Annotated in this window: 19 protein-coding genes; 5 read left to right on the forward strand and 14 right to left on the reverse strand. The window is 64.7% G+C overall.

Annotation, left to right across the window (positions count from 1 at the left end; translation table 11 throughout):
• Positions 1-77: 77 nt before the first annotated feature.
• The 5 genes from F3J17_RS03260 to F3J17_RS03280 all read right to left on the reverse strand — a co-directional run bounded on the left by F3J17_RS03260 (position 78) and on the right by F3J17_RS03280 (position 7,412).
• Positions 78-578: a hypothetical protein gene (locus F3J17_RS03260; protein ID WP_240160740.1), complete on the reverse strand. Its 501-nt coding sequence runs from the start codon at positions 576-578 to the stop codon at positions 78-80.
• Between the two features lie 529 nt (positions 579-1,107).
• Positions 1,108-2,250 carry a hybrid sensor histidine kinase/response regulator gene (locus tag F3J17_RS03265; RefSeq protein WP_167053703.1) on the reverse strand — a complete coding sequence of 381 codons (1,143 nt, stop codon included), beginning with the start codon at positions 2,248-2,250 and terminating at the stop codon, positions 1,108-1,110.
• Positions 2,251-2,264: 14 nt separating this feature from the next.
• Positions 2,265-2,942 carry a chemotaxis protein CheB gene (locus F3J17_RS03270; protein ID WP_167053705.1) on the reverse strand — a complete coding sequence of 226 codons (678 nt, stop codon included), beginning with the start codon at positions 2,940-2,942 and terminating at the stop codon, positions 2,265-2,267.
• A 4-nt stretch (positions 2,943-2,946) separates the two neighbouring features.
• Entirely contained in the window at positions 2,947-3,822 is an 876-nt protein-coding gene (locus tag F3J17_RS03275; RefSeq protein WP_167053707.1) for a CheR family methyltransferase, read from the reverse strand.
• Positions 3,823-3,836: 14 nt separating this feature from the next.
• On the reverse strand, positions 3,837-7,412 hold the full coding sequence (locus F3J17_RS03280) for a response regulator (RefSeq protein WP_167053709.1): 3,576 nt from the start codon (positions 7,410-7,412) through the stop codon (positions 3,837-3,839).
• 213 nt (positions 7,413-7,625) lie between these two features.
• Between F3J17_RS03280 and F3J17_RS03285 the strand changes: the two genes are divergently transcribed.
• Complete coding sequence (locus tag F3J17_RS03285; protein ID WP_167053711.1) at positions 7,626-9,602, forward strand: KUP/HAK/KT family potassium transporter; 1,977 nt, start codon at positions 7,626-7,628, stop codon at positions 9,600-9,602.
• Between the two features lie 60 nt (positions 9,603-9,662).
• Complete coding sequence (locus F3J17_RS03290; protein WP_167053713.1) at positions 9,663-10,499, forward strand: CHAD domain-containing protein; 837 nt, start codon at positions 9,663-9,665, stop codon at positions 10,497-10,499.
• A gap of 39 nt (positions 10,500-10,538) precedes the next feature.
• Here F3J17_RS03290 and F3J17_RS03295 read toward each other — a convergent pair whose 3' ends face one another.
• Genes F3J17_RS03295 through F3J17_RS03305 form a run of 3 tightly spaced genes read right to left on the reverse strand, consistent with a single transcriptional unit; the run spans position 10,539 to position 14,888 of the window.
• Positions 10,539-12,140, reverse strand: a complete 1,602-nt coding sequence (locus F3J17_RS03295; protein ID WP_167053715.1) for an efflux transporter outer membrane subunit — start codon at positions 12,138-12,140, stop codon at positions 10,539-10,541.
• A gap of 1 nt (position 12,141) precedes the next feature.
• Positions 12,142-13,725 (reverse strand): DHA2 family efflux MFS transporter permease subunit, encoded by a 1,584-nt coding sequence (locus tag F3J17_RS03300; RefSeq protein WP_240160741.1) that lies wholly within the window; start codon positions 13,723-13,725, stop codon positions 12,142-12,144.
• Between the two features lie 2 nt (positions 13,726-13,727).
• The gene (locus tag F3J17_RS03305; protein ID WP_167053719.1) at positions 13,728-14,888 is read right to left on the reverse strand and encodes an HlyD family secretion protein; all 1,161 of its coding nucleotides are present in this window, start codon (positions 14,886-14,888) and stop codon (positions 13,728-13,730) included.
• Between the two features lie 245 nt (positions 14,889-15,133).
• Here F3J17_RS03305 and F3J17_RS03310 point away from each other — a divergent pair, with 245 nt between their 5' ends.
• The 3 genes from F3J17_RS03310 (at position 15,134) to F3J17_RS03320 (ending at position 16,398) form a co-directional block, all read left to right on the forward strand.
• On the forward strand, positions 15,134-15,442 hold the full coding sequence (locus F3J17_RS03310) for a chemotaxis protein (protein ID WP_167053720.1): 309 nt from the start codon (positions 15,134-15,136) through the stop codon (positions 15,440-15,442).
• Positions 15,443-15,568: 126 nt separating this feature from the next.
• Positions 15,569-15,838 carry a hypothetical protein gene (locus F3J17_RS03315; protein ID WP_167053722.1) on the forward strand — a complete coding sequence of 90 codons (270 nt, stop codon included), beginning with the start codon at positions 15,569-15,571 and terminating at the stop codon, positions 15,836-15,838.
• A gap of 134 nt (positions 15,839-15,972) precedes the next feature.
• A complete protein-coding gene (locus F3J17_RS03320) occupies positions 15,973-16,398 on the forward strand; it encodes a lysozyme inhibitor LprI family protein (RefSeq protein WP_167053725.1) in 426 nt (141 codons plus the stop codon).
• A 14-nt stretch (positions 16,399-16,412) separates the two neighbouring features.
• Here F3J17_RS03320 and F3J17_RS03325 read toward each other — a convergent pair whose 3' ends face one another.
• The 6 genes from F3J17_RS03325 to pqqB all read right to left on the reverse strand — a co-directional run bounded on the left by F3J17_RS03325 (position 16,413) and on the right by pqqB (position 22,761).
• The gene (locus tag F3J17_RS03325; RefSeq protein ID WP_167053727.1) at positions 16,413-17,468 is read right to left on the reverse strand and encodes a methyl-accepting chemotaxis protein; all 1,056 of its coding nucleotides are present in this window, start codon (positions 17,466-17,468) and stop codon (positions 16,413-16,415) included.
• Between the two features lie 245 nt (positions 17,469-17,713).
• The gene (locus F3J17_RS03330) at positions 17,714-19,558 is read right to left on the reverse strand and encodes a prolyl oligopeptidase family serine peptidase (RefSeq protein ID WP_167053729.1); all 1,845 of its coding nucleotides are present in this window, start codon (positions 19,556-19,558) and stop codon (positions 17,714-17,716) included.
• Entirely contained in the window at positions 19,524-20,705 is a 1,182-nt protein-coding gene (gene pqqE / locus F3J17_RS03335; protein ID WP_205194598.1) for a pyrroloquinoline quinone biosynthesis protein PqqE, read from the reverse strand. Before pqqE ends, F3J17_RS03330 begins: the two co-directional genes overlap by 35 nt.
• Positions 20,698-20,979, reverse strand: coding sequence for a pyrroloquinoline quinone biosynthesis peptide chaperone PqqD (pqqD, locus tag F3J17_RS03340; RefSeq protein WP_167054487.1), 282 nt, complete (start codon positions 20,977-20,979; stop codon positions 20,698-20,700). Before pqqD ends, pqqE begins: the two co-directional genes overlap by 8 nt.
• A 23-nt stretch (positions 20,980-21,002) precedes the next feature.
• On the reverse strand, positions 21,003-21,755 hold the full coding sequence (gene pqqC / locus F3J17_RS03345; protein WP_167053731.1) for a pyrroloquinoline-quinone synthase PqqC: 753 nt from the start codon (positions 21,753-21,755) through the stop codon (positions 21,003-21,005).
• 94 nt (positions 21,756-21,849) lie between these two features.
• Entirely contained in the window at positions 21,850-22,761 is a 912-nt protein-coding gene (gene pqqB / locus F3J17_RS03350) for a pyrroloquinoline quinone biosynthesis protein PqqB (RefSeq protein ID WP_167053733.1), read from the reverse strand.
• Positions 22,762-22,770: the final 9 nt, after the last annotated feature.

A 22,770-nucleotide genomic window follows, 5' to 3' on the forward strand; every position in this document is an offset into this window, starting at 1 on the left:
AGGGTTCTCGCTTTTTCAGGAACCCTCAAGCAAAGCACGCTCCCGCTAGATATGACGGATCAGCCTTGCGGGCTGCATCAGAAGCCGTGTCGCACCGTCAGCGTCGCGCCGGAATCGTGCGAGTGCAGCACGGCCACGCGCGCGGTGCCGGAGAAGACCCAGTCGTCGACGGTCAAAGAGAGCCGGCGCTGCGGCGCAGCGCCCAACGCCGTGTTCGACGAGGGCAACTGGACGATAGAGATTTGCGGCGCGGTTGACGGGCCGGTATCGAGGAATTGCGCGGAAGGGGACGCGCCCGCGGCTGCCGCCGCGCGCGTGCCCGAGCCTGGTGCAGGCTGTTTGACGAAGGTGTAAGTGTGACCAAGCTGGGCGCTATAGAACTGGTCCATCTGCGCGAAGAAGGTTTTGGGCTGGCTGGCCTGCTGTTCCATCTCGTAGTGGAACAGATACGCCTGCGGTTCGGGCGGCGGCGCCACGATTTCCACCGGCAACGGCGCGATGTTGGCGACGGTGATCGCCTCAGGCGCCCCTGGCACATCGGTCGCGGGACTGCCCGCAAACGCAGAACCGCCTAGCATGAGCAAGACGGCGCCGACCATCCTTTCGTTCAGGCACGTCATTGGCATGCCTCCATGAAGAAGGAATCGAAACGTCACACGACCGATGATTACGTCTGAACAGACCTACCGTGCAAGGCGTTCTAGTGATGGCTGCGATGCGCGCGTTGGATGCACCCACACATTGTAGTCAGTGATTTGCATCGCGCTACCGGAATGTGTGCGCTGCCCGGCATGATCGGGATGACGAAGGATGCCAGGCGATGATGGGGGCGGTGTGGTTAAGCTGCGCGAAGGCCAGATGAAATCGATGACGAAGCAACCTGACGGATGCAGACGCGATGCATTCTGCGATCCATTCACAAACAAGTAGCAGGCGTTGCCGGGCGCCAGGAAAGATCACAGGGAAAACACTACGGACTCGAAATTAAATCCCTGCTTGTTTCGATGGGTTTGAATCAGTCAATGTGGCCTGGCCCACAGATAAGGTTTTGATACGAGAAAGAGGGCACGCGCCTTGCGCGCCCTTACTTTTCCTTTCCTCCGCCAATCAGATCACCGCAAGCTCACCCGGCTGCGTGCCTTGTTGCGGCGTGCGGGGTAACCGGATAGTGAATACGGTGCCTTCTGCCTCGCTCGACAGCACGTTCACATCGCCGCCATGCGTGCGCGCGATCAGCCGCACGATATGCAGCCCGAGGCCAAGGCCCGAGCCCTGGCGTTCGGCGCGCGTCGCCGTGCTGAATGCGCCGAACAGCAGCGGCATGACATCGGCGGGAATCGCGCCGCGATTGGCAACCGTCACGAGCACTTCGGCGGGCGATTCGCCGCTCGCCAGCACGCGCACGGGCGCATCGGCTTCGCCATGCGTGAGCGCGTTGAAGACGAGATTGGACACTGCCTGGGCGATCAGGTCCGAATCCCACTGCCCCGCCAGATCGCCTTGCGCTTCGAACCTCACGCGGCCATCGGCAACAGCGGCCGTGTTCGGCGCGAATTCCTCGATCACGGCCTGACACAGTGCATCGAGTTGCACGTCCGAGCGCCGCAGCGGCAAGCGACCGCCCTGCAGACGCGCCAGATTGAGCAATTGCTCGACCATGCGCGACATGCGCCGTCCGCAATGTTCGATGCGTCGTCCCACGGCGATGGTCTTTTCGTCGGTGGATGCGCGCATCAGATATTCCGCCGAACTCATCACCGCCGAGAGCGGCGTGCGCAGATCGTGGCTGAGCACCGCCATGAGCATCTCGTTGGCTTCGAGCATCTGGCGTGTGGCCGCGAGCTGTTCGGCGAGCTGGCGCTTCTGCAGTTCGAGCTGCACGAAAATGCCCACCTTCGACTGTACGATGCGCGGCTCGATCGGCTTGTAGAGGAAGTCGACCGCGCCCGCCTCGTAGCCCTGGAAGGTCCGCAGCGCGTCCTGCGAGGTGGCGGTGAGAAAGATGATCGGCACGTGCGCGGTACGCGGGCTGCCGCGGATCAGCGAGGCCAGCTCGAAGCCGCTCATGCCTGGCATGTTGACGTCGAGGATCGCAACGGCGACATCGTGTTCGAGCAGATGCTCAAGCGCTTCGACACCCGAGCGGGCCACGAGCAGCCGCACTTCTGGCCGCGCGAGCAGCGCCGACAGCGCGGTGAGATTGTGCTCGATGTCGTCGACGATCAGCACATTGACGGTGGGCAGGTTCATGCGGTTTATCCGGGTCAATCCAGTTTCATCTCCGGCCACGCGGCAAGCCGCGCGCCGAGTATGGCGGGTGTCAGGGTTGCAGTGACGGCGCCGAGCGCGATCGCCGCTTCCGGCATCTGCGGCGCGGCGGCCGTGGCGGGCGTCTGCGCCCAGGTGGTGCCGCCCGCGGCGCGAATCGCGGCGAGTCCGCGCGCGCCGTCGTCGTTGGCGCCCGAGAGCAGCACGCCCAGCAGGCGCGGGCCGAAGACGTCGGCGGCCGACTCCATCAGCACGTCGATCGAGGGGCGCGAATAACGCACCGGGCCGCCGATCGACAGCGCCACGCAGGCGTCCTTCTCCGCGCGCTCCACGAGCATGTGATAGTCGGGCGGCGCAACGTACACGCGCCCGCCGCGGATTGGTTCGCCCGCGTCGGGTTCGGCCACCGGCAGCGCGCAGCGCGCGGACAGCGCGCTCACCATGAAGCTGGGCGAGGCGGGCGGCAGATGCAGCACGATCAGCACGGCCGCGCCGAAGTTCGCGGGCAGCATCGGCAGGATCTGGCCCAGCACGTCCACGCCGCCCGCCGACGCGCCGATCACGACGGCGTCGAACGGACCCGCGACGGCGCGCGTTGGTGCGGGCGCATCGTTGCTGGCGGTGGCGCGTTGGGGTTCGCGTTTGGGTTCGCGTTTGGGTGGATCGGCGGACATGGCTTCAGCGCTTTTGATAAATGCGTTCGGCAGCGCGGAACTCGTCGAAGGCTTCATGGCGCCGGGAGAACCGCAGATTCTCCTTGCTGCCCAGGCCCAGAAAACCCCGCCGCACCAGCGCGCGTTCGAACAGGCCGATGGCGCGATCCTGCAACGGGCGGTCGAAATAGATCAGCACATTGCGGCACGACACCAGATGCGCTTCCAGGAACACTTCGTCGGTGGCGAGGCTGTGGTCGGCGAACACCACGCGCTCCTTGAGCGTGCTCGACAGCCGTGCGCCGCCATAGGCCGCGTGATAGTAGTCGGAGAGCGTGCGCCGGCCGCCCGCCGCCAGGTAGTTCTGGCTGAAGCCCGCGAAGCGGTCGACGGGATAGATGCCCGATTCCGCGCGCTCAAGCGCCTGCGGGCTGATATCGGTGGCGTAGAAGATGGTGCGATCGGCTAGTCCTTCTTCTTCGAACAGGATTTTCAGCGACCACAGTTCCTCGCCCGAACTGCAACCCGCCACCCACACCTTGAGCGACGGATAGGTCTGCAGTACCGGCAGCACATGCTGGCGCAGCGCGAGAAAATATTCCGGGTCGCGGAACATGTCGCTCACCTGGATCGTCATGTAGCCGAACAGGCGCGAGAAGTCCTCGGGGCTGCGCAACACGCGGTCCTGCAACTGGCTCAGCGACGCCACGCCGAAGTCGCGTCGCGCTTCTTCCAGGCGTCGGCGCAGCGAGGGCAGCGAGTAGTGCCGGAAGTCGTGCTGATAGCGCAGGTAGATCGCTTCGAGCAGCAGGCGCAATTCGATGTCGAAGACACTGAGCGCGGGCCTGCCTGCCTGCTGCGGGCTGTCGTGCGTTGGGGTGGTGTTGGTTGGTTCGGTCATGGTCTGACAGGGTCTTACTTGCGCAGCCAGACGCGGCACAGCGACACCAGCTTGTCCACGTCGATGGGTTTGGAAACGTAATCGTCCGCGCCCGCTTCCAGGCAGCGCTGGCGGTCGTCGGCCATCGCCTTGGCGGTGAGCGCGATCACGGGCAGACGCGCGGCGTGCGTGTAGCGCGCGTCGCTGCGCAGCGCGCGCATGGCGGCAAGGCCGTCCATCTCCGGCATCATCACGTCCATCAGCACGAGGTCCACCGGCTCCTGGCCGCCCAGGATGTCGAGCGCCTCGCGGCCGTTGCGCGCGATCAGCAGCTTCGCGCCCAGCGGCTCGATCACGTGCGAGAGCGCGAAGATATTGCGCACGTCGTCTTCGGCCAGCAGGATGGTCTTGCCTTCGAAGGTATCGTCGCGCTGACGCACTGCGCGCAACATGCGCTGCTGCTCGGGCGCAAGCTGCGATTCCACGCTGTGCAGGAACAGCGTGACTTCGTCGAGCAGACGTTCGGGAGAGCGCGCGCCCTTGATGATGATCGACTTCGAATAGCGGCGCAGGCGTTGTTCGTCGTCGTCGGAAAGCATGCGGCCGGTGTAGACGATCACTGGCAGCGGGGCGACGCCCGCATCGCCCGCGAGCGTTTCCAGCAGGTCGTAGCCGGTGCCGTCGGGTAGCGTGAGGTCGGTGACGACGCAGTCGAACGCGCCTTGCGCGATCTGCGCGTGGGCGTCAGCGAGCGTGCCCACGGCGACGATCTCCACGCCGTCGCCCACCAGCAGCGCGCGGATGCTTTCGCGCATCGCGTAGTCGTCCTCGATCACCAGCACGCGTTTGACGCGCTGCTCAAGGCGCGATTCGAGCCGCCGGATCGCCGCTTCCAGCGTACTGCGCGCGGTCGGTTTGAGCGTGTAGCCGATTGCGCCCAGATGCAGCGCCTTGTCGGCATGGTCGGTGGCGGAGACGATGTGCACCGGAATATGACGCGTGAGCGGGTCGCTCTTGAGCCATTCGAGCACCGAAAGACCCGAGCGGTCGGGCAGGCCCACGTCGAGCAGCACGGCCACGGGCGCTTCGTCCTTCACCATCGCGAAGCCGGTGGCGGCGTCGGCGGCGTGCAGGAAATCGAATTGCAGCTCGTGCACGAGGTCGCGCAGGATCTCGGCGAAGGTCAGATCGTCTTCGATCACGAGGATCGCGCGGTTGCCGTGGCTGCGGCGCGCGCGGTCGTCGGCGAGCGGCACGACCGCGTGGGCAGTGGGCGCGCTGGCGGCCACGATGGCCTGGCCCGCGCGCGCGGCGGCGTTGAGCGTCGTCGTGGCCTCCGCGATGGCGGCATCGGAGATGATTTCGGCGGAAACGGTCGCCGTATTGTGTGCATTGGCCGAGGCGGCGCGCGGTCTTGCCACCACCGCCTGCGCGGCGTCTTCTGCCTGCGCGAGCTTTGCGGCTGCCGTGCTGTCGAGCGGCAGCCACAGCGTAAACACGCTGCCCACGCCCGGCTCGCTCGCCACGCCGATGCGCCCGCCGAGCAGACGCGACAGTTCGCGCGAAATCGACAGGCCGAGACCGCTGCCGCCGTACTCGCGGCTCGTCGAGCCATCGGCCTGCTGGAAGGCCTCGAAGATCATCTCCAGCTTGTCTTCGGGAATGCCGATGCCGGTGTCGCGCACGTCGAAGCGCAGCACGTTCGCATCGACCGGCGAGACCGTGAGCGAGACCTCGCCCTGCGCCGTGAACTTGAGCGCATTCGAGAGCAGGTTGCGCAGGATTTGCAGCACGCGCTGGCCGTCGGTGGTGAGCGTATCGGCGACACCGGGCAGACGGTCGATGGCGAGCGTCACGCCTTTCTCGCGCGCGAGCGGCGCAAAAGTTTCGCGCAGCGACGAGGTCACATCGTCGAGCTTGACGGCTTCCAGCATCAGCTGGACCTGACCCGCTTCGACCTTGGAGAGATCGAGAATGTCGTTGATGAGCGCGAGCAGGTCGGTGTTCGAGGCGTGAATCGTGGCCGCGTAACGCACCTGTTCCTCGCTGAGATTGCCGGTGCGGTTCTGCTGCAGCAGCTTGGCGAGAATCAGCGAGCTATTGAGCGGCGTGCGCAGCTCGTGCGACATGTTGGCGAGGAATTCGGACTTGTAGCGGCTCGATTGCGCGAGGCGTTCCGCGTTGCGCGTGAGTTCGCCCTGGGCGCGTTCGAGTTCGCTCTTCTGCGTCTCCAGACGGCGCGCGTACTCCTCCAACTGCACATTGGTCTGTTCAAGCTCGACCTGCTGGGCTTCCAGACGCGACTGCGAATCCATCAACGCGCGGCCGCGTTCTTCCAGGCCTTCGTTGGCCACGCGCAGTTCTTCCTGCTGGACCTGGAGTTCGTGATTGAGTTGCTGCGCGTCCGCGTACGCCACCTGAAGACGCTCGCGCGAAATCGCGGCTTCCACCAGATCGCCCATGGTGCCCGCCACGCGCGTGAGGAATTCGGTGTCGCGCGGCAGCAGCGCGCGCATGAAGGCCAGTTCCACCACGCCGTTGATCTGGCCGCTGGCGTCGATCGGCGCAATCAGCAGCGAAGTGGGCGCGGCCGATCCCAGCCCCGATTCGACCTTCAGATAACCGGCAGGCGCTTCGCGCAGTTCGATCACGCGGCGCGAAGCGGCCGCCTGGCCCACCAGCGTCTGGCCGCTTTGCAGCATCGGCACGTTGTAGCCGCTTTCCTCGCCAAAGCCGAAGGTGGCCACGCGGCGCAACGAGGCGTCGTGGCCGTCGCGCACGTAGAGCGTGGCGACGCTCGCGCTCAGATAACCCGCGAGGCAGTCGAGCATGGCGCCGCCCACGTCCGCGAGCGCCTCCTTGCCCATGCCGCTTTCGGCCAGCAGACGCTGGCCGGAGCGCAGCCAGACCTGTTCGGCGAGCGCTTCGGCCTGCTCGGCCTGGCCGCGCAGCGCGCCGTCGTAGGTGGCGGAAAGCGCGGTCAGTTCGCGGCGGCCCAGGAAGGCGAGCAGACTGTTGAGCAGCACGGTCAGCGCCAGAAATACCGCGACCGTGATGAAGGTCAGGTTGCGTGCCGCCGAGGTGCGCTCCTGGCGCAGGCGGAATTCCTCGGACAGAAAATCGGCGAACTCGCGGCGCATGGAGTCGGCGTTGGCCTGGCCGTTGTCGCTCTGCACGGCGGCGAGCACCGTGTCGTGGCCGCGACGCAACTGCACGGCTTCGCTGGCCGATTTGTCCCATTGCTGCGCGAGCGCGAGGATGCGCTTGAGGCGCTCGACCTGCGGCGGATTATCGGCCACCAGATCGGACAGGCTGCCAACCTGCGCCGCGAAGCGCGGGCGGCCCACTTCAAAGGGCGCGAGCACGCGCTCGTCGCCGTTGAGCAGAAAACCGCGCAGGCTCGATTCGCGGTCGGCCTGCACGCGCAGCAGTTCGTAGGTGTCGCCGATCACGCGTTCGGAGTGCTCGGCCCAGTTCATCGTCGAGACGAGATAGGCGATCAGCGCAACGAAGGCGACGGCGGTCGCAATACCCGCGATAAGCGGCAGCGCGACGTTTCTTTGAATGATGCGTTTGAAACGCAGCGGGTCGATCGCATTCAGTGCAGGCATTATTTTCCGATTCTTTCCGATGGTTCGTGGGTCGATGCAGGTCAGGCGGGAATATCGACCGGTTTTTCACGCCATTTGCGCAAAATGGCGGGCCCTCTACGGGGCAAAAAGGGTGAAATCGATGCAGATGCAATCATACAAAAAGCCCGCGCATCGCGCGCACGCGACTTGCTGGTCAAAGAGGCCTGGCCCACCGATGAGCGACCCGTCACCATGCTTCGCGAACGCGATGTAGAACGTGCTGCGACTACTCAGGAAACGCGGCAACCGCAGCAACCGCGACGATCCCCCGCCGGTTCGAGCCGCGATGGTCTGGCGCTGGGTGCGCTCGGCGCGCTTGGCGTGGTGTTCGGCGATATCGGCACAAGCCCGATCTACGCGCTGCGCGAGGCGGTGCTGACCGCTCACACGCGTGCCGAGCCCGTGGTGATGGGCGTGCTGTCGATGATCCTGTGGGCCGTGGCGATCGTCGTCGTGCTCAAATACGCCTGCTTCGTGATGCGCGCCGATAACGAAGGCGAGGGCGGCATCGTCGCGCTCACTGCGCTGGTGCGCGCCGGTTTTGCGCGTGCGGGCCAGCCTGCGCCGCGCGCCTTGCTGCTGGCGGGGCTCGTGGGCGCGGCGATGTTCTACGGCGATTCGATGATAACGCCAGCGATATCCGTGCTGTCCGCTGTAGAAGGGCTGCATGAAATCGATCCGCGCTTTGGCGAAGCCGTGCTGCCCGTTTCGCTGGTGATACTCGTGGCGTTGTTTCTGTTCCAGCGCCGCGGCACCGATGTGGTCGGGCGGACTTTCGGCCCGGTGATGCTGCTCTGGTTTTTGAGCCTCGCGGCAGTGGGCGCGTATCGCATCACGCTGTATCCGCATGTGCTTGCCGCCGTGTCGCCGCTGTGGGCGCTGCAACTGGCCGTGGCGCATCCGGGCCTTGCCTTCGCGGTGCTGGCAGCCGTGATCCTCGCTTTGACGGGCGCGGAAGCGCTTTACGCCGATATTGGCCATTTCGGCACGCGCGCGATTCGCGTGGCGTTTTTCGCGGTCGTGCTGCCCGCCATCGTGCTGGGCTACTTCGGCCAGGCCGCGACCATCCTCAGCGATCCGCAAGGCGCGGATCAGCCGTTCTTCCGCTCGGTGCCGCACTGGGCGCTCGTGCCTGCCGTGGGCATCGCCATGCTCGCCACGGTGATCGCATCCCAGGCCGTGATTTCCGGCGCATTCTCGATGACGAGCCAGGCCATCGAACTGGGCTTCCTGCCGCGCATGCGCACCATCGAGACCTCGCGCGCGCGGCGCGGCCAGGTGTATGTGCCTGCCGTGAATATCGCACTGCTGATCGCGGTGCTGTTTCTCGTGCTGTTCTTCCGCAGCTCCGAAAAGCTGACTTCCGCGTATGGTCTGGCCGTCGCGCTCACGATGATGACCACGTCCATGCAGATGCTGGCAGTGTGCCGCAAGGTGTGGGGCTGGCCGCGCGCAGTGACGGCGCTCGTTTGCGTGCCGCTGCTGTTGATCGACGGCCTGCTGCTGGCGGCGAATCTTCCCAAGATTCCGACAGGCGGCTGGTTCCCGGTGCTGATCGGCGTGCTGTTGTGCGTGACGATGACGACCTGGAACCGTGGCCGGGAACTGGCCGCGCGCCACGCGCAGCAAGGCGAATCGCTCGACGCGTTCCTGCACGACGTCTGCAATGGCCCGCATGACGCGCATGGTGAAGTCGCGCCCGCGCGCGTGCCTGGCACGGCGGTCTATCCCGGCAACGTGCCGGGGCGCGTGCCCGCCGCGTTGTCGAGCAACGTGCGCCACAACCACGTGCTGCACGCGACGACGATCGTGTTCGCGAACGTCTCCGAATCCGCGCCGCAAGCCGACGAAAAGACGCGTATCGAAGTGCGCGATCTGGGCGGCGGATGCTATGAGGTGATCGCGCATCATGGCTTTGTCGAGCGTCCCAATCTGCCGGATTTGCTGGCGGCGCTGGGCGGTCGGCTGGGCAACTGGCGATTCGACCCCGAGCGCACCACCTTCTATCTGCCGCGCGACGAGGTGCTGCATGGCCATGCGGTGCACGGCATCAGCGCGTGGCGCGCGCGTCTGTTTGCGTTTATGTCGCTGCACGCTTCGTCGAGTGCGGAGTACTACGGCTTGCAGTCGGGCCATGTGGTCGAACTGGGTGTTCAGGTTGCCCTGTGAGCGCGGCAGGGCACGCGGCATGCTGCGGAATGCGACAAGGTAGCCCGCTCGGAGACGATCATGAAGCCAGGCAAGCGCAAGCCCGTGAAACCGCGCCACGACGCCCAGGCGCGCTTTTCCGGCTACGCGAAGCCGCTCGTGGACGAGGCGTTGCGGCATAGCGCGCATCTCGACCCGAGCGCCGACGATTTCCACAAACTGCGCGTGGCCTTGCGCAGGCTGCGCACATTGCTGTGGGTCTGGCGGCCACTGCTCAAGCGCGACATGGCGGAACTCGAACGCGGCTATCTCAAGCGCGTGGGCGCGGCGGCCGGTTCGGCGCGCGATTGGGATATCGCGGCGCAAATGCTGGATGAACTCGATAGTGACGGAGCCACCGTGGCGGCCGAGCGGCTGAACGCGGCTCGCCTCGCCGCGCGCGATAGCGCCTGCGCGACCTTGACCGCCGCCGATCTGCGCCACGCGCTGCGCGAAATGCTGCACAAGGTCAATCAGGCGCTCAATACGGCTCCGCGCCGTGCGTCCATCGAAGATCTCGCGCAGAACAGCGTGCGCGCCGCAAGGCGTGATCTGAAAAAGTGCGTGCGTCGTGCGGGCAAGGCCGCAAAAAGCGATTACGCCGCGTGGCACGACGTGCGCAAGGCCGCGAAGAAACTGCGCTATACGCTGGAGTTCTTTGCACCGATCTTGCCGCGCCGGGACGCAAAGCGTTTGAAGCCTTTGAAAAGGCTCCAGAAACGATTCGGATATCTGAACGATGCCGTTGCCAGCGAGCGCTTGCTGAACGAACATCGCGAGATATTCGCGGACGACGCAAGCGCTGATAGCACGCTCGCGGCGTTGCGGCAAGATCGCAAGCGTCTGCAGCGGCGCGCAGCGAAACTGATCGGCGCTTGAGGGCGGTTGGCGCGCAATTAGTCGCATACCAGTCGCATATCAGTGCGAGGCCTGCGCCGGTTGAGGCGCTGAAGCCAGCGCGCCCGCGTCGCCCCAACCGCCGCCTAGCGCCTTGTAGAGCGAAACCAGATCGGTGCATACCTGAAGCTTCTGCTGCTGGGCGCCCTGCTGGGCGGTGCTCAGTTGGCGCTCGGCGTCCAGCACATTGATGAACGAAACGATCCCCTTTCGATAGCTGTCGCGTGCGAGCAGATAGGCGCGCTGCTGGTCCGCGACGCTTTCGTCGAGCGAGCTCAGGCGCGCTTGATCGGTGCGATAGACCACGAGCGCGTTGTTGACGTCACGCAGCGCGGTCAGCACGGTCTTGCGATAGTCGAGTGCGGCTTCCTGTTGCTGGAGTCTGGAGAGGCGCAGATTCGACACCAGCGCGCCGCCCTGGAATATCGGCAACGACACGCTGGGCCCCCACGACCAGAACAGGCTCGCCCAGTGCGAGAGATCGCGCGGCGTGGTTGCGCGCGTGCCGGCTTGCGCGGACAGTGAGATGTCCGGGTAAAACTGCGCGACGGCCACGCCAACATTGGCCGTTGCCGCATGCAGGGACGCCTCCGCGCGACGGATATCGGGGCGGCGGCGCGCCAGTGTGGCGGGCAGCCCAACGGGCACGCCGGGTGGCGTATCGGGCAGCGCGGCAGCGGGCGCAAGCTGCGCATCCAGCGCGCCGGTCGCTTCACCCGTGAGCACCGCGAGCGCGTTGAGCGCCTGGGCAATCTGCTGATCGTATTGCGGCAGCAGCGCTTCGGTTTGTGCGCGCTGGGCCTGTGCGCGTTCGACGTCGAGCTGGCTTTCGAGCCCGTGTTTTGCGGCGTTTTGCGTGAGTTCGGCGACCTCGCGCTGCTGGTCGATCAGCGCCACGGCGGTCGCGCGCAGCATCTGTGCGCCGCGCAATTGCAGGTAGGTTTCGGCGATTTCGGCTTCCAGCGAGACTTGTGCATCGTGTTGCGATTCGATTGCTTCGTCGGTCTGCGCGTTCGCGGCTTCGACCGAGCGGCGCACGCGACCGAACAGATCGAGTTCCCACGAGGCGTCGAAGCCCGCCTGCCACAGATTGATGGGCGCAGTGAGCTGATCGAGTGCGTTTTGCGCGCCGCGCTCGACGGCGGCGCCCGCGCCTGGTGCAATCGTGTTGATCGGCGAGTTCGGTGCGCCCAGCGAATCGACCTTGTTGTAGATGCCCGCGGATTCGAGAAACCCCTTCGCACCCAGTTGCTCGCGCTCGTAACTCGCGCTTGCGCGCACGTTGGGCAGGCCTTGCGAGGCGGCCTGCTGGGTCTGCTCGCGCGCTTCGGCGATGCGTACGACGGCGATGTGCAGATCGGGATTGCCCTGCACGGCGCGCGCGATCAGCGCGTCGAGCACCGGGTCGTGAAAACTCTGCCACCAGTGCGGGTCGGGGTCCGATTCGACGGTGGGATTCGAGCCCACCTGCGCCGATGAAGCGGGCGCTTGCATCGCGTTCCAGTCCGCCGGCATATTCGCCTCCGGCGGCTTGAAGTTGGGGCCAACGGTACAGGCGGTGATGGCTGCTGCCAGCGTAATCATCGGAGCGATACGGACTGCCAGGAAAGTGGCGTGGCGCATGTCAGTGTCCTCCCGCTCCGCCTGCGGCTTTCACGGGCGAGAAGAGCAGCGCGAGCGGCGCGAAGATCGCGCAATACACTGCCAGGATGCCGAACACGTCGATGTAAGCGAGGATCGTGGCCTGCGAGACGAAGGTCTCGTAGAGATGACCGGTTGCAGTCTGCAGGGCGTCCACGAGCGGCGCGCCCGTGCTGTCCATGACGCTGCGCGCGTTGCGCGCGAGTGTGTCCTGATAGTTCTGCGAGAACGGCGACATGTGCCCGGAAAGATGGGCCATCCACGCCTGCGAGCGTTCGCGGATCAGCGCCGTGGAGACGGAAATACCAATCGATCCGGCCACGTTGCGAAACATGGTGAAGAGCGCGGAGGCGTCGTTATTGAGCGCGCGCGGCACGGTGAGATAGGCCAGCGTCGTAACGGGCACGAACAGGAAGCCGATCGCCATCGACTGCGCGCTGCGCAGCTTCACCAGCGTCATGTAATCGACATTCGGCGTGAGGATACGCGCGTAGATCAGCGCGATGCTCAGCAGAATAAAGCCGGTCATGATGATCAGGCGAGTCTGCACATAGGGCATCAATTTGCTGATGATGGGAATTTCCATCGTGACGAGCAGCGCACCCGGCGAGAGCACCAGACCCGCGAGCGTGGCGGTGTAGCCAAGCTGTTGTTGCGCGAGTTGCGGCACGATCACGGCGCTGCCATAGAGCACGGTGGCGAATGCACCGATCATCACGCAGCCCAGTGCGAAATTGCGGTCGCGCAGACAGCGCAGATCCACCACAGGATGCTTCGCATAGAGCAGGCGAACCACCGCGCCAACCATGCCCAGCACCGCCAAAACGGCAAAAGTGACGATGAAGGGCGAGGAGAACCAGTCGTCGTCCTCGCCGCGATCGAGCATCACCTGAAGACAGCCCAGTCCGATGGCGATGAGCGCAATGCCCGGAAAATCGACGTTGCGCCAGTTCATGCGCTGCTTCGTTTCGCGCACGATCCAGGGCGGATCTTCCACGAGTTGCATGACGGAGAAGGTCGTCAGCACGCCTACGGGGACATTGAGCAGGAACACCCAGCGCCACGAGAAATGATCGGTAATCCAGCCGCCTAGCGTTGGGCCCATGATCGGCGCGACCACGATGGCGATGGCGGAAATCGAAAACGCGCGGCCACGCTGGCTGGGATCGAAGGTGTCCAGGATGATCGATTGCTGGTTGGGCTGCAGGCCGCCGCCAAAGAAGCCTTGCAACAGGCGGAAAATCACCAGTTGCCCGAGGCTCGTGGCCACGCCGCAGAGAAACGAGCAGATCGTGAACGCCACGATGCACACAAGGAAATAGCGCTTGCGTCCGAGTACGCGGCCGAAGAACGCCGAAATCGGCAGCACGATGCCATTGGCGACGAGATAGGACGTGAGCACCCAGGTGGCTTCGTCGTAGCTCGCCGACATGGTGCCCGCGATATGCGGCAGCGCGACGTTGACGATGGTGGTGTCGAGCACCTCCATAAACGCCGCGAGCGTGACCGCAATCGCGATCAGCCACGGGTTGCCGGCCGGACGCCAGGTGGGGTGCGCGTCGCTCATCATCAATGGCTCAGATAGACGGTTGGCACCACCGAAATGCCCAGCGGCAAGGGCCGGTTGGCTGGCAAGCCGTCATCGATCACGATCTTCACGGGCACGCGCTGAACGATTTTCACGAAGTTGCCGGTGGCGTTTTCGGCGGGAAAGGCGGAGAAGCGCGAACCGCTGCCGAGCTGGATGCTGTCCACGTGGCCGCGCAGATCGAGGCTCGGGTAGGCGTCGATGCTGATCTTCACCTTGTCGCCGGGGCGCATGTGAGTGAGCTGCGATTCCTTGAAATTCGCCGTGATCCACACTTGCGGCGTGACGATCGAAAACAGCGACGTGCCTGCCTGCAGGAAGCTGCCGAACTGCACATTGCGCCGGGTGATATAGCCGTCGGAGGGCGCGCGCAGATCGCACCACGCGAGGTTCAGCTGCGCGGAGTCGAGTTGTGCCTGGGCCTGCGCGACCTGCTGGCGGCGCTGCTCGACGGCGGCCACGGCCTGGCGGATCTGCTGCGGCACGAGGCTCGCCGTTTTCAGTTGCGCCTGCGCGCTCATGACATCGGCGTGGGAGCTGCGCTGCTGGGCCGTCGCGGTGTCGATATTCTGTTGCGTGGTGGCGCGTGGATCGACGCCATGTTGGCGCGCGTAGTCGGCCTGCGCGCGCGCGAAATTGGCATTGGCCGTTTCGATCTGCGCGCGGGCCTGTTCGTATTGCGCCGGATATTGCACGCGCGCGATATCCAGTTGCGCCTGCGCGGCCAGCAATTGCGCCTTGGCGAGGCCCAGTTGCGCATTGGCCTGGTCGACCTGAGCCTGATAGTCGCGGCGGTCGATCTCGACCATCAGGTCGCCTTTGTGGACGAATACGTTGTCGTTGATGTTGAGCTGCGTGACGTAGCCTGAGACCTTGGGCGCGATGGTGATGGCGTTGCCGTCGGTGTAGGCATCGTCGGTGCTGACTTCGTTGCGCGTCGCAAACCACCAGACGAATGCGCCCAGCGCAATCACCAGCACGATCAGGCCGAGGATGATGAGTGGCTTCTTGCCGGGGCGCTTGCGGCGCGCTTTGTCGTCTTTTGCGTCTTTGCCGTCCTGCGCGCCCGCACCACGACGCGGTTTGCCCCGGTGCGCGCGCGTCCATGCGCGGATGCCGCCCGTCGCGTCGCGCTCAGCCATGCGCGGCTCCGGCAGCGTGCTGCAAGGCAGTCGTAAAAGTCAGGGGTTTCATGGGCGCTCGATGGAGGACGGATCTCGACGATGAGCAAAAGCTCAACCGCTGTAGCAAACGCCGTGCCCCGAAGGTGGCCGTGCGGCTTTCTCTGAGCCGGGGAGCAGGGCACGGGGACTGCGCAGTGGAAGGTGGCGCTGCGCGCCGCAAGCGCGCGGTTTTGCATCGCAGCACCTTTGCAGGAGTTCAGATCATGACCAGTACGCTCGATCCCGACAACGACGACGAGATGGCCCAACCGCTGCCGCCGGGGCACGACACCGAATCGCTTGGTCCCGGCGATTCATCCGATTCGGGCAGCGATACGGTGGGCGCGAAACGCCACGACTTCGACCGCGATTCGGAGCTTGACAATCACGCGCTGGAGGCAGGGGAGGATGAGGCGCAAAGCGATAGCGACAGTCACGGCACCGGCGAGCGCGCCTCGGCCGATGGCGACGAAACATTGCGCCCGGACGGCGATATCCTGCCCGACACCATCAAGCATGAACCGGACTACTAACTGTATTTCCGAAGGCCTTCGTCGAAGCGAAGCGCGGCACGCGAAGTGCGTGAACAAGGACGCGAGCAGGCGTTCGGCTCGCACGATGCCCACCTTCACCTTCACCTTCGACGAGGAAAGTCCATCATGAAATCACGTCAATTGATCGCCCCGACCATTCTGAGCGCCATGCTGGCCGTTTCCGGCGCGGCATTCGCTCAGGCCTCCGGCACCGATACCACGACGCCGGCCCAAGGCGGGGACCAGAATGCGGCAACTGCTGCGATGGGTGCGAGCAGCACCGCGCACAAGTCCACCCACAAGTCGCATACGAAGAAGCACACGGCGAAAAAGCCGATGAACGATACGACCAACACGCCGGGTGCGGACGCCAGCAGCGATACGAAGGGGCAGTAACGGACGATCGCTCCGCAGGAAAACACGGGGAAAACGCAGGGCGAAGCGGTGAGCATCGGGCCGCTCGTCCTGCATCGATTTTTACCGCATCTATGGCATAGTCTGGCACCTTCACCGATCCGGAGTGCCGTGTCATGCGATTTTCCCGCCTTTATGTGCGCGCCTTGTTGGTATCCGGCGTGCTAGCAGGCGCGCTCGTCAGCGCTTCGTCCTGCTTCGCCGCCCAGCCCGAATGCCTGAACAGTGCGCCCACGCAACTGGCGATGGATGAATGCGTCGGGCGCAGCATGAAGGCCTCGGACCAGAAGCTCAACGAGACTTATCACGCGCTGCTTGCGAAGGTGAGCAAGAGCGGCGCGGATCAACTGCGAAAGGCGCAGCGCGCATGGCTGGCCTGGCGCGACGCGCAGTGTGAGTTCAATACGATGGGTACGCGTGGCGGCAGCATCAATTCGTCGATGTACGGCCTGTGTATCGACGAACTGACGCAGGAGCAGACCCGCCGTCTGGACGCGCAGATTCGCTGCAAGGAAGGCGACCTGTCCTGCGGCGCGCAATAGATCTGGCAGCAGACCTAGTCCTGTTGTGCAGGCTTCTGGCAGATCACGCCATACCAGCCCAGGCCGCGATATGTCTCGTATCCCGGCGTGGCGGCGAACGAAACAACGGTGCCGTCGTGCGCGCGATAGTAACCCGTCTGGCGGCCTTCGGCCTGTAGCCGGAAGCGCTCGTTGAGAATGCCTTTGTCGTCCGACGCGGCAATCACGCGAAACGACGAATCGACAATCATGCAGCGCGTGCGGGTCCATTCTTCCTCGCTCAGGCGCACGCCCTTCACGACCGCGCCCGCCTGCGGGGCCCAGTCGAAGAAGATGGCCAGCACGCCCAGCACGCGGCCGTTCGCGCGGCCGCCTTCACGGATCGCCGTCGCATAGGTTGCCACCTGCGCCTGGCGCAGCGGCGCGAGCGTTTCGATGTCGGCGGCCACGTAGTCCGCACCGGACTTCGTTTTCATCGCCGACTTGAACCATTCGGTTTCGCCGACGTTCTGGCCACGCACCGGATATTGCGCATGACGACCAGTGGCGACCACGACGCCGTGTTCGTCGACCACCCAGAGGTCGCGATAGACCGTGTAACTGTCGAGGATCACGGCGAGGCGATCTGCCGCGTGGGCGGCCCTCGCCGATGCGTCGGCATCGTCGCGCGCCGCGAGGCATTCGACCACGGCCGAATCGGTGGCCCACCAGCGCACGTCGCAGGATCGCTCGTAGAGATTGCGGTCGATCACATCGATCATATTGAGGGCGAGGTCCGCGCAACGCTGGCCGTCGTGCGAGCGCAACCGGTCGATCATGCTGTCGCCCAGTTGCGTGAGCGTCGATAGCGAACCCGCGAGATCCTTGTTCAGGGCTGTCGTGATCTCGGAGATACGGCGCGACACATGCTTGACCTGATTCGCGACGACGGCAAAGCCTTTTCCCGCATCGCCGGCGCGCGCCGCTTCGATAAGCGCATTCAGGGCGAGAAAGGTGGTTTCGCGATTGATGTCGTTGATGTCGCTGATCTTGCTGGTGGCAAGGCGTTTGACTTCATGCGTGAGATCGACGATGGCTTGCGGATTCGACATGCAGGGTTCCGTGACAGGGGTGTGAATATCACGGTGCTTGCATGCAAGGTTCGGGCCTGTTGGTAGCAGGCCGCTTGTCGCTGGATTATCGCTGGATTGTCGCTGGATTGTTGCGTGCGCAAGCTATCTGAAAAGATAGCAAACGTTTTGCGCGCTCGATGTATGTCGCGACGCGAAGCAATGTGTCAAAGCGCATGCCGATGCGCACCAGATTGGCTCATCGGCATGCACGTTTGCGGGCGCATCTAGCGCGCTGTCTGCCCGAGAATGCCGCAATAGAACGCGTATTCGGCCTGAAGCGCGTGCGCCTGGTTGACGGCCTTGCGAAAGCCGTGGCGCTCGTCGTCGTAATAATGAGCCTCGGTGGCGATGCCGTTGGCCTGTAGCGCGCTCACCATGCTGCGCGTCTGGTCGGGAGTGACCACGGCGTCCAGTTCGCCCTGGAAGAAGGCGACGGGCACGCGAATCTTGTCGGCGTGCAGGAGCGGCGTGCGCTCGCAGTAACGCGCGGCATCGGCCACGGCGTCGCCGATCAGCCAGTCCAGATAGTCGGCTTCGAACTTGTGCGTGTGCTGACCCAACGTCAGCGGATCGCTCACGCCATAGAGGCTCGCGCCGCCGCGGAATACGTCGCGAAACGCGAGCGCGCAGAGCGTTGTATAGCCGCCTGCGCTGCTGCCGCGAATAAAGGCGCGGGCGCGGTCGATGCGCCGTTGCGCGGCCAGATGCGCGACGACATTGCAGGCGTCGTCCACATCCACCACGCCCCAGCTTTCGTGCAGCGCCTGACGATAGGCGCGCCCATAGCCGGTGCTGCCGCGATAGTTGAGGTTGACCACGGCGAAGCCGCGTTGCGTCCAGTAGGGGATGCGCGGATCGAAAACCGGGTAACAGGCCGAGGTCGGGCCGCCGTGGATGAAGATCACGACGGGCGGGGCGTCGGCATGTTGCGCACTTTCCGGCGCGTAGAAATAGGCGTGCGATTCGCTGCCGCCGCTTGCGAAACGCAGGCGTTCGGGCTGGGGAATGCGCTCGACGGGCATCATCGGCGAGACTTCGGCGAGCACTTGCACGCTGAAGTCGTCGCGGCGGATGGCAAGTACAGCGGCGGGGCAGACCGGCGATGCGGCGAGGCAGTAGAAATGCGTGTCATCCGCTGCCAGATTGCGAAAGCGGCTGTATTGCGCCGCGAGCGTGTGCAGCGCGCCGTCGGCCGCGCGATAGCCGAGCACGCCCCAGCCTTCGTCCGTCCATGCGCCCAGGCTCGCTCCATCGTCGAGTGCGATCCAGCTACGGCCACCCAGTTGCCAGGGCGCCGCTGCGTGGTCCGCCTGCGCAGCGGGCAGCGCGTGCAGTGCGTCGCCATGCTCCCGCCACGGCTGCCAGAAGCCGCCGCGATCGCTCAAGACATAGAGCGCGCCGTGTGCATCGAATTGCGGCTGTTGCAGCGCATCTTCGATATCGTCCCCTGCGAGTGTGCGCGGCGGCAGCCATGTGCCATTCGCGTCGCGCTCGCTGCTGCGCAGCCGCGTAGCGGTCCACGGCTGATGCGGGCGCGACCATTCGATCCACGCGAGCCGCTTGCCATCGGCGCGCAGGCAGGGCGCTGCGTAAAAATCCGCGCCTTCGGTGAGCACGGTTCGCGCACCATCGCCCAGCGCAATCGACACGATGCGATGAGTGCCGCCATCTTCTTCCACCGCGAGCACTGCGCCCTGGCTAAAGCGCAGATCGCCATAACGGCAACCTGGCTCGGTGAGCGCAACGGGCACAGTATCGTCATCGATCGCTTGGCGATAGAGCCGTTGATCTTTTTCGTTGGCAAATACGACGGCATCGTCAGTGATGCAGAACGAACCGCCGCCGTATTCGTAGACGCGCCCGCGTACGCTGAAGCCTTCGGGCGTGAGACAGCGCGCCGCGCCATTGCGCCATCGCCAGATGCGCGTGGCGGCATCGGCCGGATCGTAAGTGGTCCAGAACACGCCGCGGACCGACGCGGCCAGTTCGCCAAAATCCTTGCCGGCGGCGACCGCCTGTTCGGCGCTGACGCGCTCAGGGTTTGCCGAGTTCGCGGGAATTCCTGTCATTGCGGAAGATGAGTTGCTGAATCGGTTGAACGGGTTGTTCGGCTTCTCGACGGGCTTGCAGAATGATGGGATGTTCCGCCGATTTTCCGCACACGGGGTCGGTATTCGCGGCGTCGCCGGTCAGCATGAAGGCCTGGCAGCGGCAGCCGCCAAAGTCCTTTTCTTTCTCGTCGCACGAGCGGCACGGCTCGGGCATCCACCCATTGCCGCGGAACCGGTTGAAACCGGACGATTCGTACCAGATATGGCGCAGATCGTGATCGCGCACGTTGGGAAAATCGATCGGCAGCATGCGCGCGCCGTGGCAGGGCAGCGCAGTGCCGTCCGGCGTGACCGTCAGGAAGATGCTGCCCCAGCCGCCCATGCAGGCCTTCGGACGTTCCTCGTAATAATCAGGAGTCACGAAGATCAGCTTGCAGGGGTTGCCGCTCGCTTCCAGTTTCTCGCGATATTCGTTGGTGATGCGCTCCGCGCGTTCGAGCTGCTCGCGCGTGGGCAGCAGCATCGCGCGGTTGAGTTTGGCCCAGCCGTAGAACTGGCAGGTGGCCAGTTCGACGAAATCCGCTTCGAGGGCGATGCACAGCTCGATAATGCGGTCGATATCGTCGATGTTGTAGCGGTGCGTGACGAAGTTCAGCACCATCGGATAGCCATGCGCCTTTACCGCGCGCGCCATCGCAAGCTTCTGCGCGAACGCCTTGTGCGAGCCGGCCAGCATGTTGTTCACTTCCTCGTCGCTCGACTGGAAGCTGATCTGGATATGATCGAGCCCGGCGCGCTGGAAATCGGCGAGTTTCTGCTCGTTCAGTCCGATGCCCGAGGTGATGAGATTGGTGTAATAACCGAGCTTGCGGGCCTCGGCGATCAAGTCCGCGAGATCCTTGCGCACCAGCGGCTCGCCGCCGGAAAAGCCGATTTGCGCGGCGCCCATCTGACGCGCTTCGGTCATCACGCGAATCCATTGCTCCGTGGTCAATTCCTCGCCCTGTCGCGCGAAATCGAGCGGGTTCGAGCAGTAGGGGCATTGCAGCGGGCAACGGTACGTCACCTCCGCGAGCAGCCACAAGGGCAGGCCCACGGCGGGCTGGGTGCTGGCCGGCGCTGCTGCAACGGCGGTAGCAGCGGGCGTGAGGTGTTCGTCAGACAAGATCGATCCAGTGCTTTTCGCGGGCGACCAGCATGAACTGCTCGACGTCTTCGCCCAGTTCGGGCACGCCCGGAAACTGCGTGTCCAGATGCGCGACGATGGCCGCGACGTTGCGCTCGCCGTCGATCAGGCCGCCAATGGCGGCGGCGCTCTCGTTCAGCTTGATCATGCCTTCAGGATAGAGCAGGACGTGCGCGTTCTGCGCCGGCTCGAACTGGAAGCGATAACCGCGTCGCCAGACGGGCTTGAGATTGCGGTCGAAGGGCGTGTTCATCGTATTCATCGTGGTCCCGGTGTTCACAGTGCGATTCCCTTGTGCCAGACGCGTTCGTTCGTGACCGTATGGTAGGGCGGTCGCCCCAGTTCATACGCCATCGACATCGCGTCGAGCATGGTCCAGAGAATGTCGAGCTTGAATTGCAGGATTTCCAGCATACGCTGCTGGCTTTCAAAAGTCGTGTAGTGCTGCAGCGTGATCTGCAGTCCGTGTTCCACATCGCGGCGCGCCTGGCCCAGACGCGAGCGGAAATACTCGTAGCCGCGCGGATCGATCCACGGATAATGCGTCGGCCACGTGTCGAGGCGCGACTGGTGAATCTGCGGTGCGAATAATTCGGTGAGCGAACTGCTGGCGGCTTCCTGCCAGCTCGCGCGACGTGCGAAATTCACATACGCATCCACGGCGAAGCGCACGCCCGGCAGCACCAGTTCCTGCGAGCGCAGTTGCTCGGGATCGAGGCCGACTGATTCGCCCAGGCGCAACCAGGCCTCGATGCCGCCATCTTCGCCCGGCGCGCCGTCGTGATCGAGCAAACGCTGGATCCACTGGCGGCGCACTTCGCGATCCGGACAATTGGCGAGAATCGCCGCGTCCTTCATCGGGATATTGACCTGGTAGTAGAAGCGGTTCGCCACCCAGCCCTGTATCTGTTCGCGGGTCGCGCGGCCTTCGTACATCGCCACGTGATACGGGTGGTGAATGTGATAGAACGCGCCTTTGGCGCGCAGGGCCTGTTCGAATTGCTCGGGAGTGAGGGCGGCCTGGCTCATGATTCGGTCCAATTCCAATGAGGGCTGCTGCGCGAAAACGGCAGCAGCCTGATGCAGGGTGGCGCGGCGTATTCGCACGCGCGCCGAAAGCGTGTTACAGGTCGATGCTCATGCCGTCGAAGGCGACTTCGACGTGACGCAGGGCGAGTTCGGCGCGTTCGGCCGAGTCTTCGTCGAGGATCGGATTCGTGTTGTTGATGTGCGTGAGAATCTTGCGCGCGTTCGGGAACTGCTCAAGCACTTCGAGCATGCCGCCAGGGCCGCTCTGCGCCAGGTGGCCCATCTGGCGACCCGTGCGCGTGCCCACGCCGCGACGTTGCATTTCGTCGTCGTGCCAGAGCGTGCCGTCCACCAGCAGGCAATCGGCTTCGTGCATGCGCGCGAGCAGCGCTTCGTCCACCTCACCCAGGCCCGGTGCGTAAAACAGCTTGCCGCCGGTGCGCGTGTCCTCGATCACGAGGCCGATGTTGTCGCCCGGATGCGGATCGTGCCGATGCGGCGAATAGGGCGGCGCGGCGCTGCGCAGCGCAAACGGCGTGAAGCGCAGATTCGGGCACGCGGCAATCGTGAACGGTTCGCCCGAAACAATGGGGTTCCAGCGCAGGCCGCCGTTCCAGTGCGTGAGCATCGGGAAGATCGGAAAGCCGGTGCTCAGGTCTTCGTGGACCATGTCGGTGCACCAGACTTCGTGCGGGCAGCCTTCGCGCAACATCAGCAGGCCGGTGGTGTGGTCGATCTGGCTGTCCATCAGCACGATTGCGGCGATGCCCGTGTCGCGCAGCGCGCGGCCCGGCTGCATGGGCGCGAAGGCCTGCAACTGGGCGCGGATATCGGGTGAGGCGTTGCAGAGAATCCAGGATTCGCCGTCGTCGGAAACGGCAATCGACGATTGCGTGCGCGCCTTTGCGTTGAGGCGGCCGTTACGAAAGCCCGCGCAGTTCGCGCAGTTGCAGTTCCACTGAGGAAAGCCGCCGCCGGCTGCGGAGCCGAGAATGTGAATGTGCATGCTTGCTAA

Origin of the sequence: Burkholderia sp. Ax-1719 (assembly GCF_011753055.1) — a bacterium.
GTDB lineage: Bacteria > Pseudomonadota > Gammaproteobacteria > Burkholderiales > Burkholderiaceae > Paraburkholderia.

Excerpts from the sequence above, each read along its gene's own strand:
- F3J17_RS03260 (WP_240160740.1), bottom strand. The coding sequence starts at position 578 with ATGCTAGGCGGTTCTGCGTTTGCGGGCAGTCCCGCGACCGATGTGCCA.
- F3J17_RS03265 (WP_167053703.1), bottom strand. The coding sequence starts at position 2,250 with ATGAACCTGCCCACCGTCAATGTGCTGATCGTCGACGACATCGAGCAC.
- F3J17_RS03270 (WP_167053705.1), bottom strand. The coding sequence starts at position 2,942 with ATGTCCGCCGATCCACCCAAACGCGAACCCAAACGCGAACCCCAACGC.
- F3J17_RS03275 (WP_167053707.1), bottom strand. The coding sequence starts at position 3,822 with ATGACCGAACCAACCAACACCACCCCAACGCACGACAGCCCGCAGCAG.
- F3J17_RS03280 (WP_167053709.1), bottom strand. The coding sequence starts at position 7,412 with ATGCCTGCACTGAATGCGATCGACCCGCTGCGTTTCAAACGCATCATT.
- F3J17_RS03285 (WP_167053711.1), top strand. The coding sequence starts at position 7,626 with ATGCTTCGCGAACGCGATGTAGAACGTGCTGCGACTACTCAGGAAACG.
- F3J17_RS03290 (WP_167053713.1), top strand. The coding sequence starts at position 9,663 with ATGAAGCCAGGCAAGCGCAAGCCCGTGAAACCGCGCCACGACGCCCAG.
- F3J17_RS03295 (WP_167053715.1), bottom strand. The coding sequence starts at position 12,140 with ATGCGCCACGCCACTTTCCTGGCAGTCCGTATCGCTCCGATGATTACG.
- F3J17_RS03300 (WP_240160741.1), bottom strand. The coding sequence starts at position 13,725 with ATGAGCGACGCGCACCCCACCTGGCGTCCGGCCGGCAACCCGTGGCTG.
- F3J17_RS03305 (WP_167053719.1), bottom strand. The coding sequence starts at position 14,888 with ATGGCTGAGCGCGACGCGACGGGCGGCATCCGCGCATGGACGCGCGCG.
- F3J17_RS03310 (WP_167053720.1), top strand. The coding sequence starts at position 15,134 with ATGACCAGTACGCTCGATCCCGACAACGACGACGAGATGGCCCAACCG.
- F3J17_RS03315 (WP_167053722.1), top strand. The coding sequence starts at position 15,569 with ATGAAATCACGTCAATTGATCGCCCCGACCATTCTGAGCGCCATGCTG.
- F3J17_RS03320 (WP_167053725.1), top strand. The coding sequence starts at position 15,973 with ATGCGATTTTCCCGCCTTTATGTGCGCGCCTTGTTGGTATCCGGCGTG.
- F3J17_RS03325 (WP_167053727.1), bottom strand. The coding sequence starts at position 17,468 with ATGTCGAATCCGCAAGCCATCGTCGATCTCACGCATGAAGTCAAACGC.
- F3J17_RS03330 (WP_167053729.1), bottom strand. The coding sequence starts at position 19,558 with ATGACAGGAATTCCCGCGAACTCGGCAAACCCTGAGCGCGTCAGCGCC.
- pqqD (WP_167054487.1), bottom strand. The coding sequence starts at position 20,979 with ATGAACACGCCCTTCGACCGCAATCTCAAGCCCGTCTGGCGACGCGGT.
- pqqC (WP_167053731.1), bottom strand. The coding sequence starts at position 21,755 with ATGAGCCAGGCCGCCCTCACTCCCGAGCAATTCGAACAGGCCCTGCGC.
- pqqB (WP_167053733.1), bottom strand. The coding sequence starts at position 22,761 with ATGCACATTCACATTCTCGGCTCCGCAGCCGGCGGCGGCTTTCCTCAG.